The sequence below is a fragment of the Streptomyces cinnamoneus genome (genome assembly GCF_014650495.1).
In the GTDB taxonomy this organism is placed as follows: Bacteria; Actinomycetota; Actinomycetes; order Streptomycetales; family Streptomycetaceae; genus Streptomyces; species Streptomyces cinnamoneus.
In genome coordinates this window covers 17100-34955 of sequence record NZ_BMVB01000012.1, presented here as the reverse complement: position 1 = coordinate 34955, position 17856 = coordinate 17100, and the positions used below count along the sequence as shown (strand labels likewise).

General features: G+C 72.6%; 14 protein-coding genes. 5 read left to right on the top strand and 9 right to left on the bottom strand.

Features of this window, described 5'->3' with window-relative positions; genetic code table 11:
• Positions 1 to 37: 37 nt before the first annotated feature.
• Positions 38 to 544 carry a macro domain-containing protein gene (locus tag IE182_RS18585; protein ID WP_190110991.1) on the bottom strand — a complete coding sequence of 169 codons (507 nt, stop codon included), beginning with the start codon at positions 542 to 544 and terminating at the stop codon, positions 38 to 40.
• A 182-nt stretch (positions 545 to 726) separates the two neighbouring features.
• Here IE182_RS18585 and IE182_RS18580 point away from each other — a divergent pair, with 182 nt between their 5' ends.
• The gene (locus IE182_RS18580; protein WP_190110990.1) at positions 727 to 2598 is read left to right on the top strand and encodes a hydroxysqualene dehydroxylase; all 1872 of its coding nucleotides are present in this window, start codon (positions 727 to 729) and stop codon (positions 2596 to 2598) included.
• Here the strand turns inward: IE182_RS18580 and IE182_RS18575 are convergent, their stop codons facing one another.
• On the bottom strand, positions 2599 to 3396 hold the full coding sequence (locus IE182_RS18575) for an endonuclease/exonuclease/phosphatase family protein (protein WP_190110989.1): 798 nt from the start codon (positions 3394 to 3396) through the stop codon (positions 2599 to 2601). It abuts the gene before it with no gap.
• A gap of 130 nt (positions 3397 to 3526) precedes the next feature.
• Positions 3527 to 4804, bottom strand: coding sequence for a helix-turn-helix domain-containing protein (locus tag IE182_RS18570; protein WP_190110988.1), 1278 nt, complete (start codon positions 4802 to 4804; stop codon positions 3527 to 3529).
• 1090 nt (positions 4805 to 5894) lie between these two features.
• Between IE182_RS18570 and IE182_RS18565 the strand changes: the two genes are divergently transcribed.
• Both IE182_RS18565 and IE182_RS18560 read left to right on the top strand, forming a co-directional pair.
• Positions 5895 to 6395 (top strand): hypothetical protein, encoded by a 501-nt coding sequence (locus IE182_RS18565; RefSeq protein WP_229844920.1) that lies wholly within the window; start codon positions 5895 to 5897, stop codon positions 6393 to 6395.
• Positions 6396 to 6464: 69 nt separating this feature from the next.
• Positions 6465 to 7217, top strand: a complete 753-nt coding sequence (locus tag IE182_RS18560; protein ID WP_190110987.1) for an ATP-grasp domain-containing protein — start codon at positions 6465 to 6467, stop codon at positions 7215 to 7217.
• Positions 7218 to 7371: 154 nt separating this feature from the next.
• On the opposite strand, the gene IE182_RS18555 is transcribed toward IE182_RS18560, so the two are convergent.
• A complete protein-coding gene (locus IE182_RS18555) occupies positions 7372 to 9594 on the bottom strand; it encodes an NADP-dependent isocitrate dehydrogenase (RefSeq protein ID WP_190110986.1) in 2223 nt (740 codons plus the stop codon).
• Positions 9595 to 9840: 246 nt separating this feature from the next.
• Between IE182_RS18555 and IE182_RS18550 the strand changes: the two genes are divergently transcribed.
• Complete coding sequence (locus IE182_RS18550) at positions 9841 to 10674, top strand: hypothetical protein (protein WP_190110985.1); 834 nt, start codon at positions 9841 to 9843, stop codon at positions 10672 to 10674.
• Here IE182_RS18550 and IE182_RS18545 read toward each other — a convergent pair.
• The 5 genes from IE182_RS18545 to IE182_RS18525 all read right to left on the bottom strand — a co-directional run bounded on the left by IE182_RS18545 (position 10671) and on the right by IE182_RS18525 (position 16682).
• Positions 10671 to 11561, bottom strand: coding sequence for a DODA-type extradiol aromatic ring-opening family dioxygenase (locus IE182_RS18545; protein ID WP_190110984.1), 891 nt, complete (start codon positions 11559 to 11561; stop codon positions 10671 to 10673). The genes IE182_RS18550 and IE182_RS18545 overlap by 4 nt on opposite strands.
• Before the next feature lie 30 nt (positions 11562 to 11591).
• The gene (locus tag IE182_RS18540) at positions 11592 to 12563 is read right to left on the bottom strand and encodes a quinone oxidoreductase family protein (protein WP_190110983.1); all 972 of its coding nucleotides are present in this window, start codon (positions 12561 to 12563) and stop codon (positions 11592 to 11594) included.
• Entirely contained in the window at positions 12563 to 14431 is a 1869-nt protein-coding gene (gene asnB / locus IE182_RS18535; protein WP_190110982.1) for an asparagine synthase (glutamine-hydrolyzing), read from the bottom strand. The genes IE182_RS18540 and asnB overlap by 1 nt, the downstream gene beginning before the upstream one ends.
• Before the next feature lie 185 nt (positions 14432 to 14616).
• Complete coding sequence (locus IE182_RS18530) at positions 14617 to 15441, bottom strand: class I SAM-dependent methyltransferase (protein ID WP_190110981.1); 825 nt, start codon at positions 15439 to 15441, stop codon at positions 14617 to 14619.
• Between the two features lie 128 nt (positions 15442 to 15569).
• Positions 15570 to 16682 carry an FAD-dependent monooxygenase gene (locus IE182_RS18525; RefSeq protein WP_190110980.1) on the bottom strand — a complete coding sequence of 371 codons (1113 nt, stop codon included), beginning with the start codon at positions 16680 to 16682 and terminating at the stop codon, positions 15570 to 15572.
• 165 nt (positions 16683 to 16847) lie between these two features.
• On the opposite strand from IE182_RS18525, the gene IE182_RS18520 reads away from it, so the two are divergent.
• Complete coding sequence (locus IE182_RS18520) at positions 16848 to 17831, top strand: TetR/AcrR family transcriptional regulator C-terminal domain-containing protein (protein WP_229844919.1); 984 nt, start codon at positions 16848 to 16850, stop codon at positions 17829 to 17831.
• Positions 17832 to 17856: the final 25 nt, after the last annotated feature.

The window sequence follows — 17856 nt, the reverse complement described above, 5'->3', positions numbered from 1 at the left end:
CAGGAGCCGGCCTCGGCCGTGCTGCGGGCTCCCCCACTCAGGCGGCCGGGGCCGCCGCCGGTATGTCGTAGACCGTCACGGGGACGCCCTGACCTATGAGATGGGTCTGCAGCAGCGGGTCGATGCGGTCCCAGGAACCGCCGGCCAGACCGCAGCCTATGCGGGGCGCGTGCACGGAGGCGCCCAGGCGGATGCAGTGCCGGGCCAGCGCACGCAGGGCCGCGTCCACGGCGTCGTACCGGAGGGGCACGTCCTTGCGGCCCGGGCGCGCGATCCCGTGCTGGCCGATCATGTTCGCCACCCAGAGGCCGTCCCCGACCTCGACCATCTGGACGGCACCCAGCCCGAAGTCGCTGCCGGGCCGGTCGCGCTCGCGGTACCACGCGCGGTAGGCGGCCTCCGGAGCCCGCCAGCGCTGCGAGAGGGCGGTGACGAACCCGCGCCCCCACCCCCCGGTGTCATTGCACACGTGCGCGATCACCCTGGGCCCGCTGCCCACCGGCGCCGTCGCGTCCCCCGTCACGTACCGCACTTCAGCGTTCATGAGCCCACCGTAGGACCCCCCACTGACAACGCTGCGGAAGACAATCCTCCGCCGAAGGCCGGCGGGGCGCGGCCGTGGCGTCACCCGGGCGGGTGCATGACCACTGGCGGGCGCTTTGGTCCCCTTGGTGCTGGCTAGCCTCACTTCGGCAGCGTGTCGGCGTGCCTGAGGGGGGACCGCACATGGCTGAGGCAGCGGGGACGAACGGCGACGGCGCGGGAGGGACGGAGCTGCAGGGGAACGCCGGGACGTACCGGCCCGGGCGCAGGGCCGTGTTGCGGTGCGGGGCGGCGGCCGGTGCGGGAGCGGTGGGTTCGGCTCTCGTGCCGGCGGTCGTCCAGCGCGCCGTGGCCGGGTCGCGGCCGGGCGGACGGACGGTGGCCGTGCTCGGAGGGGGCGTCGGGGGCCTGACGGCGGCCCACGAACTCGCCGAGCGCGGCTTCGAGGTGAGCGTGTACGAGCAGCGGCGACTCGGCGGCAAGGCCCGCAGCGTGTCGGTGCCCGGCACCGGGAGCGGCGGACGACGGGACCTGCCGGGCGAGCTGGGACACCGGGCGGTGTTCGGTTTCTACCACCACCTCTTCGACACGCTCCGGCGCATTCCGCTCCCGGCGGGGGCGGGCTCGGCACTCGACAGCCTCGTCGAGGTCCCGGAGTGGCGGCTGTCCCGGGCCGGCGGACACGAGGACGTGATGCTCCCGTTCTCCCTGGAGGCCCGGCCGCTGGACGTGGACCTCCTGCAGCGGCTGCTGCTGGGCGCCGCCGACCAGTTCCTGCGTCTGCCGCCCGGCGAGCGCCTGGCGCTCGCGCGCCGCCTGACCGTCCTGCTGACCAGCAGCCACGAGAGAAACCTGGGGCAGTGGGAACACATCCCGTGGACCGACTTCCTCTCCGTCAAGGCCGGCTCCGGGGAGTACTCCACGGTCTGGGGCCGCGCGCCCGCGCTGCTCGACGCCCTCAAGCCCGAGCTGGCGAGCACCCGCACCTGCGGGCAGGCCCTCGAATCCGTGCTGCTGTCGCTCATGCGGCGCGGCACGGGCGCGCCTCCGGTCCAGATCTTCGACGCGCCGACCAGCCAGGCGTGGTTCGACCCCTGGGAGCGGCATCTGCGCGCGCTGGGGGTGCGCTTCGCGATGGCCCACACCGTCGACGCCCTGGAGCTGCGCGGCGGGATCGTCACGGCGGCGCGCGCCCGAACGCCCACGGGGACGGTACGCATCGAGGCGGACTGGTTCGTGGTGGCCCTGCCCACGGAGCGTGCCCGGCTGCTGTGGGACGAGCCCGTCCGCCGGGCCGACCCCCGGCTGGCGGCGATGGACCTGCTGCAGACCAACTGGTGCCAGGGCGTCCAGTTCTTCCTGCGCCGCCCCGCGCGCCTGGCCCGGGGGCACGTCCTGCACCCGGACGCCCCCTGGGCCCTGGCCTCGGTGAGCCAGGCGCAGTTCTGGCGGGAGGACTTCGCCCGGACGTGGGGCGACGGGCAGGTGCACGACCGTCTGTCGGTCGACATCAACGACTGGGACGAGCCCGGCCCGCTCCACGGCAAGCCGGCCAGGCGGTGCACCCGCAAGGAGATCGCTCAGGAGGTGTGGGCCCAGCTGAAGGCGTCGCTGGAGGACACCGGACGCGAGGCCCTGCCGGACGGCATCCTGCACTCGTGGTACCTCTCCCCGGCCGTCGCGGGCGACGACGACGCCGTCGGCCGGGGCGATGCCGAGCTGGTCAACACCGAGCCGTACCTGCGCAACGACGCGGGGTCCTGGGCCCACCGGCCCGACGCGACGACGGCGATCGGCAACATGTTCCTGGCCGCCGAGTACGTCCGTACGTACAGCAACGTCGACTTCGCCTGCATGGAGACCGCGTGCGAGGCCGCACGACGCGCCGCCAACGCGGTGCTGGAAGCCGCCCGTTCCGGTGCGGAGCCGGCGCAGCTCTTCCCGGGGTACCGGCCGCCGGAGCTGGAGGCCGCGAAGCGCCTGGACGCCGCCCGCTACCGGCTGGGGCTCCCCCACCTGCTGGACGCGCGGCCGCCGGCCCGGCAGGCCGTCTGATCAGAGCTCCAGGAGGGCCTGCACGGGAAGGTGGTCGCTGGGGTACGTGCCGTTCTCGGCGAACGTGTTGATCTCCGACCGGTGGGCGCGGACCTGGGGGGAGGCGAGGATCCAGTCGATGCGGTCGCCGTCCGGGACCGGGGGACGGTAGCCGTGGAACGTGCCGTACTGGGGGCCGCGCTCGGCGGCGGTGTCCCAGGTGTCGGTCAGGGAGCCCTTGGTGAGCATGGTGGCGTAGACGGGATTGCGGTGGGCCGCGACATTGAAGTCGCCGGTGACCACGCGGGGGACGGCGGGGTCGGGGCGGAGGCGGGTGGTGATCAGGTCGGCCGAGCGTTCGCGCGCGTGCTGGCTCAGGTGGTCGAGGTGGGTGTTGAGGGCGTGGAAGGGCCTGCCCGTGCGGCGGTCGGCGAAGCGGACCCAGGTGGCCATGCGGACGACGGTGTTGCCCCATGTCGCCGAGCCGATCAGGGAGGGGGTGTCCGACAGCCAGAAGTGGTCGTACTCCTCCGGGAACAGCCGCGCGGTGTCGTAGAAGAGGGCGGTGAACTCGTCGCGGCTGCCGCCCTGCCGGCCCATGCCGACCCATGCGTAGCGCGGCCCCAGGTCATCGGCGATGTCGCACAGTTGCCCGTAAAGGCCCTCCTGGGTGCCCAGCAGGTGCGGGGCCGTGCGGTGCAGCAGGCGGCGCATGACCGGGCGGCGCTCGGACCACGGGTGCGGCCCGGTCTCCGAGGCGTAGCGCAGGTTGAACGTCATGACGCGCAGTCCCGGGCGGTCTTCCGTGCGGGCGGCCATGGTGTCCCTCCGTCCTGGGGGTGGGGTGGGGCGGCGCCTGGCACGGTGGTCCGTTCCCGGCGCGCCCCGTCGTCCTCACCGTCCCAGAGGTGGTGCGGCTGTGTCAGGAGGTGCGGCCACGGTGGCGTGATCAGGTGCAGGTGCTGCGGCGTCTGGCGATCCGGCCGCGCAGGTGTTCACGTCGTCTGAGGTCGAGGATGTCGCTGCTGCTGAGGACCCCGCTGAACCGCGTGAGGAGGTGGTGGAGGTCGTCGCCGTCGGCGGCCGTTGCCCCGGCGGCTTCCGCCGGCCCGTCCGCCGCGTCGTGGTGGTCCGTACGGTCCGTACGGGCTGCCGCCCGGTCCGTGGGCTCGCCCGGGTCGGCCGGGGATGCGGGTGAGAGCTGCGGCTGCTGCACCGGGCCGGGCGGCCGTTGGTCGGGTGCGTGGGCGTCGGGTTGCTGGGTGGCGGCCTCCCAGAGCGGTCCGAAGTAGTCGAGCGGGCCGCCGAGGACGTGCAGGAGGGCCACGAGGTCGTCCCATTCGGCGGGCTGGGTGCCTTCGAGCAGGGCGGTGACCCGGTCGGCCGACAGGCGCCAGCGGGTGGCGACGGCGATGTCGTAGGCGGTGGGCTGGCCGGCCCGGACGTGCAGGGTCCGCAGGGCCGCCAGCAGGCGCGCGGGCCCGAGCAGCCGGCCCTGGTCGGCGACGATCTCGCCCGGCTTCGCGACGACGACCGGTGCGGCCACCGTGGCGGTGTCGCGCAGCCGTTCGGTCTCCCAGACCTGGCGCAGGACGGCCGGGTCCGCTCCGCAGGCGATGGCGAAGCGTTCGGTGAGGGGCCAGGCGGGGACGCGTTCTCCGCTGAGGATGCGGGAGAGGTAGGAGGCGGAGCAGCCGGCGCGGCGGCTGAGGACCTGCAGTTGCACGTTCGAGGCGCGGGCCAGCATCGACAGGACGGGAGCGAGCCGGTTGAAGGCCGGGCTCGTCGGGGTGCGGGCCGAGAGGGGGGTGTCGACGGGCAGGTCGGGTGGCGGCGGAGGGGATTCCTCCGGAACGGGCGCGTGGCCGTAGAGGGCGCTGAGGGACGGCGAGGGCGTCCGCAACTGGATGTGCTGGCTCAGCCGCCGGAGGATGAACGCCTCGGTGTAGCGGTGGCGCGCGGTGTCCTCACTGACGTTCAGCAGTCGGCCGATGCGGCTCCAGGTCACCCGGCGGTGCCGGGCGCGGCCCACGAGGCCGGCGGTGAGGCTTTCGAGTTGGGCCCGCAGCTGTTCGGTCCGGCGCAGCGGATCCTCCGCGTCGGGGGCCTGCAGGCTGCGCTGCAGCTGGCGGGTCTCCTCCAGGATGTCCTTGACGATCTCGACGAGGACCTCGTCCGCGCTCGTGGAGGCGGCGGGGGCGGCCGGGTGGGCGGGGGCGTGCACCATCCGGGGCCGGCGCCTGGGGAGGGGTGCCCGCGGTGGAGGCGCCGCCGCGCTCGTGCCCGGCGCCGGGGCGGCGCTCTGCGGGTTCTTCCGCATCCGGTAGGCGGCTTGGCGGCAGGGGGTGCTGCAGTACTTCTGCGGCCGGCCGACCTTGGGCTCGCCGCTCGTTCCGAGGGGTGTCTGGCAGAACTGGCAAAAACTCATCCTCGCCGTCCTCGTGTCACTCGTGTCACGTAAAGGGTTCAGCCGGGGAAGTTCCGTCGCTGATTTGGCCGGAGCGGTCCACTATTTCCATCACGGAAAACCGGACGCCTTCTCCGGAATCCCGGTTTTCGTCGCGGAGGGCCGGGGGCCGGCCGGGTCCCGCCCGGCCGGCCCCCGGCGGCGCTCATGACCGGCGCCTGCACCTCAGCCAGTGGGTGCCACCAGCCATTCCGAGGGCGGCGAGGGTCGCGGAGAACGTCTCCGGCGTGAACTGCACGTGGACCGAGGCACCGGAGATCAGCAGGATTCCCGTGACAGGGATGGACACGAACCGGGCAAGCGCGGGCTTGCCCGATCGGTTCAAACGACGGAAGGTTTCGTAGTGCCTGCTAGTGTCTTCGTCGTGAGCCAGACGGTGTTGAAGCTGTTTGGCACGCCGGCGTCGGGGGGATCGGTTCATTCGTACCTCTCGGTGTTCGAATTGCTGAGGGACGCGTGCAGGGCTTGGAATGAAGGTTTGGCGACCGCTTCACGCCCTGCACGCGCCTGAGCGTGACCCTAGCTTTACATTGCGCTGAAAACGAATCGCACTAATGGTGCATCAGGAACATTCCGCGGAACGCCGCAGGACCATCCGAATTCTGTAGCGAAAACCCGTGCCCGTCTCCCCGGGTTTCTCCGATGTCACCCATCGCTCCCCTCTTTCCTGGTATGACAGGAACGCGGATCATGATGGGGTACCTGGCGCTTTCACCCCTCCGCACCGGCCGCCCCCGTAGGACATTTGTCCCGGGGGACGCGTGATGGACGGCTCTGCCCGCGGCGGGGGCCCGGCGGCATGATCGTGGGTGTCAGGGAGAAGCGACACCACACGTCAAGGGGCGGGCACATGAACGGCAGCATCACCGGGCAGCGGACCGAGAACGAGACCGGGGCCGCAGCCGATGGCCGGGAGGCCGGGAACGGGACCGGCCCGCAGCCGGCCGCGGGGCTCGCCGACGTGAAGCCGCTGCCCGTATGGTTCTTCGCGTTCGAGGGCTCGCTGGGAGCGGCCTACGACCTGTGCCAGGCGTGGGACAAGGCGTGGATGGCCCTGGCGGCGCTGGCCCTGGTGAACATCGTCATCGGCTTCACGGTGCTCCGCCGCCGCGTGAAGCTCGTGCGGGCGATGCTCAAGAACTCCCGCACCCGCACGATCCTCTTCGCCCTGGTCGGCCTGCGCCTTGCCGTGCACCTCGCGCTGGGCGCCGTGGGCGCCGCGACCGTGTCGACGGCCGCGCACGTGGCCATCGGCCTCGCGATGGCCACGACGACGGTGGCCCTGCTGTGGTTCGACCAGCGCGTCACCTTCCGCGCCCTCGGCCTCCTGCCGGCCCGGCGCGCCGCCTGACGGAGCGCTCGGCCGCAGGCCGGATATTTACGGTGGGCTCGTTCCGCGGAAGCGTCCATGATCTTCCTCATGACCCTCCTCCTCCCGCCCCGGCTGACCGCTTCCGCTGAAGCCGTCCGCGATGCCGCCCACCGACGGGGCCTGGCCACCGTGCAGCTTCCGGCGTTCGTCGTGCCCGACGGTCTGCGGGCAGGACATCTGCACGCCGGGCCGGCCTTCGCGGACGCGGTGGCGCCCGGTCTGGGGATCGCGCCGTTGGAGGCGCCCGAGGACTGGCTGGCCCGGCTGGAGCGGGAGCACACGCAGCGTCAGATCCTCGCCGTGCCGATCGCCGAGGCGTACGCCCTGCGGCGACCGGCGTTCGTCACGTCACCCAACGACAAGTCCCTGCGGGCCATGGTCTACGCCGACGGCTCCCGGCTGCCCGGGCCGGACGCGGTCGGCCCCCACACACCCGTGCTGGTCAGCGACATAGTGGAGTTCACCGTCGAGTACCGGCTGTACCTGCTCGACGGGGCGGTCCACGCCGGCAGCCGGTACGCGGAGAACGGGCGGCTGTCGCTCGGCCCGCTCTCGGCGGATGCCGCCGCCTTCGGTGCGGAGCTGCTGGCGGCGTACGGCCGCACGCTGCCCGCCGCGATCGTCGTGGACGTGGGAACGACCGGCGGACGCTGGGCCGTGATCGAGGCCAACGCCGCCTGGGCCAGCGGCCTGTACACCGTCGACCCCGACCGTGCCCTCGACGTCATCCTCCGCGCGGCCGGCCCGCGCGGCGCCGTCACGCCGAGGGACCGGCCGTTCGTACGGCCCGGCTGTCGCTGAGGAGCCGTTGCGCGGGCAGCCCGTCGGTGCGGACGAGGGCCCGGCACGGAGTGCGGGCCGGCACGGGAACGGGCCCGTCCCGGCCGGCGTAGTGCCGGCCGGGACGGGCCCGTCATGACGGGGGGACGGCCGCCGTGCGGCGGCCGGTCCGGCGTCAGGCCAGGGTCGCGAGAGCCTGGTTGAGGGTCGCCGACGGACGCATGACGGCCGCGGCCTTGGTCACGTCGGGCTGGTAGTAACCGCCGATGTCGGCCGGGGAGCCCTGCACCGCGATCAGCTCGTCGACGATCGTCTGCTCCTGCTCGGCGAGCGTCTTGGCCAGGGGCCCGAACGCCTCCGCCAGCTGCGCGTCGGCGGTCTGCTTGGCCAGCTCCTGGGCCCAGTAGAGGGCCAGGTAGAAGTGGCTGCCGCGGTTGTCGATGCCACCCAGGCGACGGCTCGGCGACTTGTCCTCGTTGAGGAAGGTGCCGGTCGCGCGGTCGAGGGTGTCGGCGAGGACCTGGGCGCGGGCGTTGCCCGTGGTGGTCGCGAGGTGCTCGAAGCTGACGGCCAGCGCGAGGAACTCGCCCAGGCTGTCCCAGCGCAGGTAGTTCTCCTTGACGAGCTGCTGGACGTGCTTCGGCGCGGAGCCGCCGGCACCCGTCTCGAACAGACCGCCGCCGTTCATCAGCGGGACGACCGAGAGCATCTTGGCGCTGGTGCCCAGCTCCAGGATCGGGAAGAGGTCGGTCAGGTAGTCGCGCAGCACGTTGCCGGTGACGGAGATCGTGTCCTCGCCGCGGCGGATGCGCTCCAGGGAGAACGCGGTCGCCTCGACCGGCGACATGATCTCGATCTGCAGGCCCTCGGTGTCGTGCTCGGGCAGGTACGCCTTGACCTTCTCGATCAGCTGCGCGTCGTGGGCGCGGCCCTTGTCCAGCCAGAACACGGCCGGGACGCCGGTGGCGCGGGCGCGGGTGACGGCGAGCTTGACCCAGTCGCGGATCGGCAGGTCCTTGGTCTGGCACATGCGGAAGATGTCGCCCGCGCCGACCGTCTGCTCCAGGACGACGTCGCCGTTGCCGTCGAGGACCCGCACGGTGCCCGTGACGGGGATCTCGAAGGTCTTGTCGTGGCTGCCGTACTCCTCGGCCTTCTGCGCCATGAGGCCGACGTTGGGCACCGAGCCCATCGTCGAGGGGTCGTAGGCGCCGTTGGCGCGGCAGTCGTCGATGACGACCTGGTAGACGCCGGCGTAGCTGCTGTCCGGGAGGACCGCGAGGGTGTCGGCCTCCTGGCCGTCCGGGCCCCACATGTGGCCGGAGGTGCGGATCATGGCCGGCATGGAGGCGTCGACGATGACGTCGCTGGGGACGTGCAGGTTGGTGATGCCCTTGTCGGAGTCGACCATCGCCAGGGCGGGGCCCTCGGCGAGCTCGGCCTCGAAGGACGCCTTGATCTCGGCGCCCAGGTGGGGCACGCCGTCCAGGCCCTTGAGGATGCCGCCCAGGCCGTCGTTCGGGGTCAGGCCGGCGGCGATGAGCACCTCGCCGTACTTCGCGAACGTCTTCGGGAAGAAGGCGCGGACCACGTGACCGAAGATGATCGGGTCGGAGACCTTCATCATCGTGGCCTTCAGGTGCACGGAGAACAGCACGTCCTCCGCCTTGGCGCGGGCGACCTGCGCCGTGAGGAACTCGCGCAGCGCCGCGACGCGCATGACGGACGCGTCGACGACCTCACCGGCGAGCACGGGGACCGACTCGCGCAGGACGGTGGTGGAGCCGTCGTCGCCGGAGAGCTCGATGCGCAGCGTGCCGGCCTCGGCGATGACCGCGGACTTCTCGGTGGAGCGGAAGTCGTCGACGCCCATGGTGGCGACGTTCGTCTTCGAGTCGGAGGACCAGGCGCCCATGCGGTGCGGGTGCGCCTTGGCGTAGTTCTTGACCGAGGCGGGGGCGCGGCGGTCGGAGTTGCCCTCGCGCAGGACCGGGTTGACGGCGCTGCCCTTGACCTTGTCGTAACGGGCGCGGATGTCGCGCTCCTCGTCGGACTTGGGGTCGTCCGGGTAGTCCGGCAGCGCGTAGCCCTGCTCCTGCAGCTCGGCGATCGCGGCCTTCAGCTGCGGGATCGAGGCCGAGATGTTCGGCAGCTTGATGATGTTCGCGCCGGGCGTCTTGGCCAGCTCGCCGAGCTCGGCGAGCGCGTCGGCGATGCGCTGGCTCTCCTGGAGGTACTCGGGGAAGCTGGCGATGATGCGCCCCGCCAGGGAGATGTCGCGGGTCTCCACAGTGACGCCGGCCGTCGAGGCGTAAGCCTGGACCACGGGCAGGAACGAGTGCGTCGCCAGGGCCGGGGCCTCGTCAGTGTGGGTATAGATGATGGTCGAGTCAGTCACCGGGTGCTCCGCTCCACTTCTATAACATTGCTCGACATCAAGATATCCTGTGACCGGCCCCTTCTCGACAGGGGCCTGCCCCCGCGGCGGGGCGGCCGGTGCCGGTACTCACACCGGCACTGAGTATGCGGGGGCCGTCTGAGTATCCGGGCCCGTTTCCGGCGCGGCGCAGGGCCGTACTCTTCTGACGTGATCACGCCGATCACGTGCGTGGACGCACCGACCGTCCGAGAGGGAGCCCGCCCCATGACCGTGCCGCCGCCTCCGCCGCAGCAGCCGCCGACCCCGTACCCGGCGCCGCCGCAGGCCCCCGGGTATCCGCAGCCGCAGGTCCCGGGGTATCCGCAGCCGCAGGGGTGGGGACTGCAGCCGCCGCGGGACAAGCGGCTGGGGGCCGGGGGGATCATCGCCATCGTCGTGGCGTCCGTGCTGGGCGTGACCGCGCTCGGGGGTGTCGCCCACTACCTCAGCTCGTACGGGCACGATTCCTCCACGGACGAGAGGCCGGCGCCCGCGTCGGCCGAAGCCCCCCGCGGTTCCGGCGGGAACGAGCCGTCGGGCCGGGCCGAGCCCTCCCCCCAGCGCTACCGGCTCACCGTGCCGGCCACCCTCCTGGGCGGCCGGTACACCCTGGCCAAGGACGTGAGCCGGACCATCGACGACGGCATAGCCGGTCAGCGCAACAGCTGGAACGAGCGCAACATGAAGGGGGTGGGAGGGCAGTACACGGCCGACGGCGGAGAGCAGGAGCTGGTCACCGGCGGCCTCTACGGCGAGATCGCCGACCCCCGGCGCACTCTGGACAGCATGTTCCAGGGGATGAACGCGAACCCGGGCGTCACCGTCACCACGCCCCCGAAGGACATCACCCCGCCCGGCGCCCGGGAGCCGGTGACGTGCGAGCGCTATTCCGTCACCCGCTCCGGCGGCACGGGGTTCGTGGCCGTCTGCGGCTGGGGCGACCACAGTACGGCGGCCACCGTCTCGCTGCCCGGCCCCGACGACCGTGCCGACCTCGAAGCGCTCGCGAAGCAGACCGCCGAGGTGCGCGACGAGATGCGCGTACCGGCCGGCTCCTAGGGGGCCGGTACGGAGGTCCAGCCGGCGCCGGGCCGGTCGAACCAGAGGTGGACCTGGCCCGTCCCGATGCCGTTCTCGTACGCGCCGAAGCGGCGGCCCGGGGCCCGGCACCGCGCGCCGCCCACCGCGCCGGCCAGCATGAGGTAGTGGCCGAAGCGCGCCTCGGGGGCGAAGCGGAGGTAGTCCGGCATGGCCTCGATGACGAGGTCGTGCCGGCCCGCCTCCAGCCAGGCAATGCGCTGCTCGTCCGCCGCGCGCGCCTCGGGGGTGATGATGTGGGCCGGGTCCCCCGCCATGCGGTCGCGCAGTTCGGCCAGCGGCCAGAAGCGGTGGGAGAGGCCGCCCGAGGCCACCAGCAGCACCGTGCGGTCCAGGCCGGCCACGGCCTGTGCGACGGCCTCGCCCACCGCGAGGAAGTCCTCGCCGGTCGCCGTCTGGCAGACCGAGACGGACACCCACGGCTTGCCGGAGGCGCCGAGGTAGGTCCAGAGGTTGAGCGTCGCGTAGTGGACCGGCAGGTACGGGTCGTCGTTGGCCGTGATCCACAACGACCGCTCCTGCGCCACGTCCGCGACGGCGTGGGCCAGTCCCGGGTCGCCGGGCAGGTCGTAGGGGAGCCGGCTGATCGCGCCGGGCATCTCGTCCGAGGTGAACAGGCCCTGGCGGCGGGGGTGGGCGGTGACGACCGTTTCGGTGGTCGTGCCCCAGTGCGAGTCGAACACCACGACCGTGTCGTAGTCGGCCGGGTCGATCCTCTCCTGCCGGAGCCGGGTCAGGCCGGTCGCGAGGGTGAAGTCGCGGCCTCCGTTGGCCTCGATCCTCTGTGCCTTCGGGAACATGATGACGGGTGCGTGCGAGAGCAGGCCCGCACCGACGATGTCGCCCATGGACAACCTCCTGGTGCCAGTCGTTGCGGGCTACGGGACTAGCAGGAGCTTCCCGGTGGTGCGCCGGGCCGCGAGCTCGGTGTGCGCGCGGTGCGCCTCGGCGAGGGGATACGTTCCGCCGATGGTCACCGTGAGCGTGCCGTCGGCGATGCCGTCGAAGACCTCGCCCGCCCGCCACTCGAACTCCTCGACGGTGGCCCGGAAGTGCTCCAGGTACGGGCGCGTCAGGGTCAGCGAGCCGCCCCACAGCAGCCGCATCACGTCCACGGGCGGCACCGCGCCGCTGGCGCCGCCGTAGAGGACCAGCGTGCCGCGGGTGCGCAGGGATTCCAGGCTCGCGTCGAAGGTGGCGGCGCCGACGCCGTCGTAGACCGCGTGGACGCCCGCGCCGTCGGTGAGCCGGCGGACCTCGGCGGCCAGGTCGTCGGTCTCGGTGTAGCGGATGATCTCGTCGGCGCCGTTGGCGCGGGCCAGCTCCTCCTTCTCCCGCGTGGAGACGGTGCCGATGACGCGGACGCCGCGCCGCTTGAGCAGCTGGGTGAGCAGCAGCCCCACTCCGCCGGCCGCGGCGTGCAGCAGCACCGTCTCGCCGGCGCGCGCCCGGTAGGAGTCGTTGGCCAGGTAGTGGGCCGTCATGCCCTGGACGAGCACGCCGCCCGCGGTGGGCAGGTCGACCCCCTCCGGCACGACGATCGCCTTGTCCTGCGGGACGACGACCCGGCTGGCGTAGCTGCCGAGCACGGTCGTCCAGGCGACGCGGTCACCGGGCCGGAACCGGGTGACGCCGGGGCCGACGGAGCGGACGATGCCCGATCCCTCCTCGCCGGGGATCGACGGCAGGGGCAGGGGGTAGCGGCCCTCGCGGCGGTAGAGGTCGATGAAGTTCACCCCCGCCGCGGCGAGTTCGACGAGGATCTGGCCCTCGGCCGGCTCGGGGTCGGGCTTCTCGACGTAGATCTGGACCTCGGGCCCGCCGGTCTCCCGGATCTCGATGGCGTGCATCAGTTGGCTCCCTTCACTCCGGTCAGCTCCACTTGGTAGGTGCGTGCCCAGTCGTCCAGCCGGACGGTGGACTCCACGAGGATCCGCTCGAACTCGGAGAGGCTGCCCGTGGAGGTCTTGGCGGCCGTCCGCCGTACCGCGTCGCCGTCGAGGAAGGCGCTCAGCGGTGCCCGGTCGTCGCCCGCCGCCTTGGTGAGGCCCGTGATGAGGGCCCGGTCGTAGGCCGGGTCCTGGATGGAGGGGTAGGCGGCCTTCTTGCGGCGCAGCACCGACTCCGGCAGCAGGTCGGCCGCGGCCTCCCTGAGCAGTGCCTTCTCCTGGCCGCTGAACGTCTTCATCTCCCAGGGGACGTTGAAGACGTACTCGACGAGGCGGTGGTCGCAGAACGGCACCCGGCCCTCCAGGCCGCTGGCCATGCCCATCCGGTCCTTCTTGTCCAGCAGGATGGGCAGCCACCGGGTCAGGGTGAGGTAGCCCAGCTCGCGGGTCCGCCGGCCCGCTGCGCTCTCGCCGTCGAGGAGCGGGACCTCGGCCAGGGCGGTGCGGTAGAGGTCGGCCTCGTACGCGGCGAGGTCGATGCCGTCGACGAACCAGGGGTGGAACAGCGAGCGGGGGTCGAGGCCGCGGTGGGCGCCCAGCTTGAGCCAGGGAAACGTTTCGGCGCGCCGTGCCTCGGGGTCGGAGAACCACAGGTAGCCGCCGAAGACCTCGTCGGCGCCCTCCCCCGACAGCGCCACGGTGGCGTGCTCGCGGACGGCGGCGAACAGCAGGTACAGGGAGACGTCCAGGTCCGCGAAGTTGAAGGGCAGGTCCCAGGCGCCGAGGACGGTCCGGCGCACGGCCGCATCGAGCAGGCCGGCGCGGTCGAGGACGATCGGGTGGTGGTCGCTGCCGACGTGCCGGGCGACCTCCAGGGCGTAGGGGCCGTCCGGGGTGGGGCGGATGGCGTCGGCCCGGAAGTTCTCGGTGTGGCCGGTGAAGTCGACGGAGAAGGTGGACAGGCCGGCGCCGTCGGCGGCCCGGGCCCGGGCCGCGAGCGCGGTGACGGTGGAGGAGTCCAGCCCTCCGGACAGCAGCGCGACGAGCGGTACGTCGGCGACCATCTGGCGCGGGACGATGTCGTCGAGCAGCTCGCGGACGGTGGCGACGGTGGTCTTCAGGTCGTCGGTGTGCGGGCGGGACTCCAGCTGCCAGTAGCGTTCCTCGCTGATGCCCTCGCGCCGGACGCGCAGCAGGTGGCCGGGCTTGAGTTCGCGCATGCCGCGGAAGGGGACGCGGCCCGGGGTGCGCAGGAACAGCAGGGCGTCGCACAGCTCCTCCGCCCCCGCGGCGGCCTCGGCCAGCGGGTTGGCGAGGATGGCCTTGGGCTCGGAGCCGAAGAGGACGCCGTCCTCGGTGGGGTAGTAGAAGAGCGGCTTGACGCCGAGGCGGTCCCGGACCAGCAGCAGTTCCTCGCGGGCGGTGTCCCAGATGGCGAGGGAGTACATGCCGTTGAGGCGGTGGACGAAGTCGGTGCCCCACTCCAGGTAGGCGCGCAGCGCCACCTCGGTGTCGCTGCGGGTGGCGAAGCGGTGGCCGAGCAGGACGAGTTCCTCACGCAGCTCGCGGAAGTTGTAGATCTCGCCGCCGTAGGAGATCACGGCGCGGGGCAGGTCGCCGGGGCCGCGCTCGGGCGTGCGCATGGGCTGCGCGCCGTGTTCGAGGTCGATGATGGACAGCCGCCGGTGTCCCAGTGCGATGTGCTCGTCCAGCCATATGCCCTCGGCGTCCGGTCCCCGGCGGGCCAGGGTGTCGGTCATGGCCTGGACGACCGGGGACTCGGCCCTGAGGTCGCGGGTGAAGCCTGCCCATCCGGTGATGCCGCACATGGTCGTTCTCCGTATCTCAGTCGGCGGGCCCCTCGCACCGGGCCCGCCCGCTCCGATGCCTCCAGCCTGACTCGCTCCTCGCCACCCGAGCGGTTGCGTACATAAAGTTCTCGACCCGGCGTGAGGAAGGCGTCCGTCCGCCGTCACCGGTCACCGGCCGCTCCACGGGCGGCAGTTCGGCGCGTTCACGGCTGCCGGACGTCGAGACGCACCATGCCGGGAAGTGCCCGGCGGACGAGCGGGGAGCGCTGGCCGTGGTGCAGCACCAGTCCGGTCAGTCCCCGGCAGGCCGGCCAGGGCAGCCGGCGGACGCCGGCGATGCGCGGATGGAGGGTGCGCAGCCGCTCGTAGGAGCCTGGGCTCATCGCGGACGACAGGGGCGGCAGGCGGTACGTGCCGCAGTACAGCACATGGCGGCGGGCCAGTGCGGCCACCCAGTGCGGGACGGTGTCGAAGACGAGCGACGCTCCGGGGAAGCGCTCGGCGCAGAGGGTGACGAGGCCGGCCACCGCTTCCCACGGCAGGTACATCATCAGCCCCTGGGCGCTGATCAGCAGCGGCTGCGCAGGGTCGACGCCCTCCGCCCAGCGCGGGTCCGTCACCGAGCAGGCGACGGTGTCCTGCCGGGGCCCTTGGGGCAGCAGGGCGCGGCGCCAGGCCAGGGTTTCGGGCAGGTCGACCGTCAGCCATCGCACCCGGCCGTCGTCCACCCGCCAGAACTGGGTGTCCAGGCCCTCGCCGAGGGCGACGACGGTGCCGTGCGGCGCGCGGGCGAGGAAGGACCTCACTTCGTCGTCGAAGACGCGGGACCGTGCCGCCAGGTACTGGGCCAGCGGCGGGACGGGCGGGCCGAAGGTCTCCCGTGCGGGCCAGCCGCTGCGGGCCAGCACGTCGGCCGCCAGGGGATCGGGCAGCAGGCTGCGCGGGTGCCGGGCCTCGGCGGCCCGGAGGTACAGGACCCACCAGGCGGTGGCGGGGACACCCGACGGGTCGGGAGCGGCCAGGGGCACGGTGGCTCCCGTCGTTGTCGGCTTCCCCGGGGATGATGCGCACCCCGCCGGGCCCGCAAACGGCCCTCGCAGGCCCCGTCCGGGTGAACGTGCTCCGCCCGCGTGCGGCCGGCGGGTGGACGCGCCGCTCAGGCGTCGAGCGCGATGCCGTTCTTGGCCTCTTCCATCGCCTCGTCGGAGGGCGCGCCGCCCGCGTTCTTGTCGGCGAGGGCCTGGTTGAGGCCGACGAAGGGGCGCATGCGCGTCTCGTAGCGGGCGAAGGCGGCCGCGTGGTCGCCGTCCGCCCTGCCGAGTTCGGCGGCCAGGACGTATGCGCCCACGAGGGCCAGGCTCGTGCCCTGGCCGGAGAGCGGGGAGGGGCAGTAGCCCGCGTCGCCGGCCAGCGCGACCCTGCCGGTGGACCACTGCTCCATGTGGATCTGGGCCATCGAGTCGAAGTAGAAGTCGGGTGCCTGCCGCATGGCCTCCAGCAGCCGCGGCGTCTCCCAGCCGACGTGCTCCAGCCCGGCGGTCATGAGCGCCTTCTGCTGCTCGGTGTCGCGGTGGTCGTAGGCGATCGGCTCCGACCGGAAGCCCAGCGTGGCCCTCATCTCGGTGTTGTCGTGCACCGGATAGAGGCAGTAGGTCGCCGCGTCGTCGTTGAGCCAGACCTGCCAGTTGTCGAGCCCGAGGAAGTTGTGGGTGCTGAAGACGGTCAGGTAGGCGCCGAGGTGGCGGATGAACCGCTCCTCCGGGCCGAAGGCCAGCTGCCGGACCTTCGAGTGCAGGCCGTCCGCGCCCAGCACGAGGCCGAACGTGCGGGCGGGCCCCTGCTCGAAGCCGACCCGTACGCCGTCGGCCTCCTCGTCGAGGGTGGCGACGGAGTCGCCGAAGAGGAACTCCACTCCTGCGTCGACCGCCTGACGGTGGAGCAGCATGGCCAGGTCCTCGCGCAGCAGCTCTATGTCCTCGCTGTCCAGCCGGCCGCTGCTGTACGTGTGGTCGGTGGTGCGCCACAGCTCCTTGCCCTCGGCGTCGAGCATCGCCATGCCGCGCATCCGGGTACGGACCTGCCGGGCCTCGGCCAGGATCCCGGTCCGGTCGAGGACGTCGAGGGCGACGCCGCGGACGTCGATGGCCTGGCCGCCGGGGCGGACGGCGGGGGCCCGCTCGACGACGGTCACGGCGAAGCCGTTGCGGCGCAGCCAGTAGGCGAGGGTCAGGCCCGCGACGCTGGCACCGGAGACGAGGACGTTCTGCATGCTGAGCTCCTTCAGTACGGTGTACACAACTGAATGTACACCGTACGCACAGCTCCGCAAGTGTCGGTACTACCGCCCTGGACTAGGACAGATACGAGGGCTGACGAACGTTCCAGGGCCTTTTCGCTGCTAGCCTCTGTACTAGGACAGAGGGAAGGGGTCCCCGTGGCCGAAAAAATTTCTCCGCCGTATCTGCGCATCGCCGCCGAACTGCGGCGACGCATCTCCGACGGCGAGCTCGCTCCGGGCGACCGCGTACCGTCCACCCGGCAGATCGCCAGGGAGTGGAACGTGGCGCTCGCCACCGCCACCAAGGTGCTGACCACCCTGCGCCAGGAGGGGCTCGTGCGGGCGCAGTCGCGGGTCGGCACCGTGGTGGCGGGCCCGGCCGCCGCAGCGTCCCCATCGCCGTCGCAGTCGCCGTCGCCGTTGGCACCCTCGTCGCCGCAGCCTCAGCCGTCCCCGCCCGGCCGGGCGGCCGACGGCGAGCTGACGCAGGAGCGCATCGTCCGTGCCGCCGTCGCCATCGCCGACGCCGAGGGGCTGGCCGCGTTGTCCATGCGGGGGGTCGCGGCGCGGCTGGGTGTCGCGGCCATGTCGCCCTACCGCCACGTCACCAGCAAGGACGACCTGGTGTTCCTCATGGCCGACGCCGTCCTCGCCGAGATGTCCTACCCCCGCGATACGTCGTCCGGCTGGCGCGGCCGCCTGGAGCAGGGCGCACGCGCGCTGTGGGCGGTGCACCGCGCCCACCCCTGGCTCGCGCAGATCGCCCCGCTCACCCGGCCGCTGGCCCTGCCGCACCTGATCGCCTACTCCGACTGGATGCTCGGGGCGCTCGACGGCCACGGCCTCGGCCCGGCGACGATGTTCAACCTCAACGCCCTGATCTACAGCTATGTGCAGGGCACGGCCGTCCAGCTGGAGCGCGAGGCCCAGGCGCAGAGCGCGACCGGGCTGTCCGAGGAGCAGTGGATGGACTCCCAGGCCGCCGCCTTCGACGCGCTCGTGGCCTCCGGCGCGTACCCGGCGTTCACCAAGGTGGTCGGATCGTTCGGTGACGGCGGCTACGACCTGGACCTCGACGCGGTCTTCGAACTCGGCCTCACCTCGATGCTCGACGGCCTGGCCGCGTTGATCGACGGCTGAGCGGCCGTGCGGCACAGTGGTAGCG

Excerpts from the sequence above, each read along its gene's own strand:
- IE182_RS18585 (WP_190110991.1), bottom strand. The coding sequence starts at position 544 with ATGAACGCTGAAGTGCGGTACGTGACGGGGGACGCGACGGCGCCGGTG.
- IE182_RS18580 (WP_190110990.1), top strand. The coding sequence starts at position 727 with ATGGCTGAGGCAGCGGGGACGAACGGCGACGGCGCGGGAGGGACGGAG.
- IE182_RS18575 (WP_190110989.1), bottom strand. The coding sequence starts at position 3,396 with ATGGCCGCCCGCACGGAAGACCGCCCGGGACTGCGCGTCATGACGTTC.
- IE182_RS18570 (WP_190110988.1), bottom strand. The coding sequence starts at position 4,804 with ATGGTGCACGCCCCCGCCCACCCGGCCGCCCCCGCCGCCTCCACGAGC.
- IE182_RS18565 (WP_229844920.1), top strand. The coding sequence starts at position 5,895 with ATGAACGGCAGCATCACCGGGCAGCGGACCGAGAACGAGACCGGGGCC.
- IE182_RS18560 (WP_190110987.1), top strand. The coding sequence starts at position 6,465 with ATGACCCTCCTCCTCCCGCCCCGGCTGACCGCTTCCGCTGAAGCCGTC.
- IE182_RS18550 (WP_190110985.1), top strand. The coding sequence starts at position 9,841 with ATGACCGTGCCGCCGCCTCCGCCGCAGCAGCCGCCGACCCCGTACCCG.
- IE182_RS18545 (WP_190110984.1), bottom strand. The coding sequence starts at position 11,561 with ATGGGCGACATCGTCGGTGCGGGCCTGCTCTCGCACGCACCCGTCATC.
- IE182_RS18540 (WP_190110983.1), bottom strand. The coding sequence starts at position 12,563 with ATGCACGCCATCGAGATCCGGGAGACCGGCGGGCCCGAGGTCCAGATC.
- asnB (WP_190110982.1), bottom strand. The coding sequence starts at position 14,431 with ATGTGCGGCATCACCGGATGGGCAGGCTTCACCCGCGACCTCAGGGCC.
- IE182_RS18525 (WP_190110980.1), bottom strand. The coding sequence starts at position 16,682 with ATGCAGAACGTCCTCGTCTCCGGTGCCAGCGTCGCGGGCCTGACCCTC.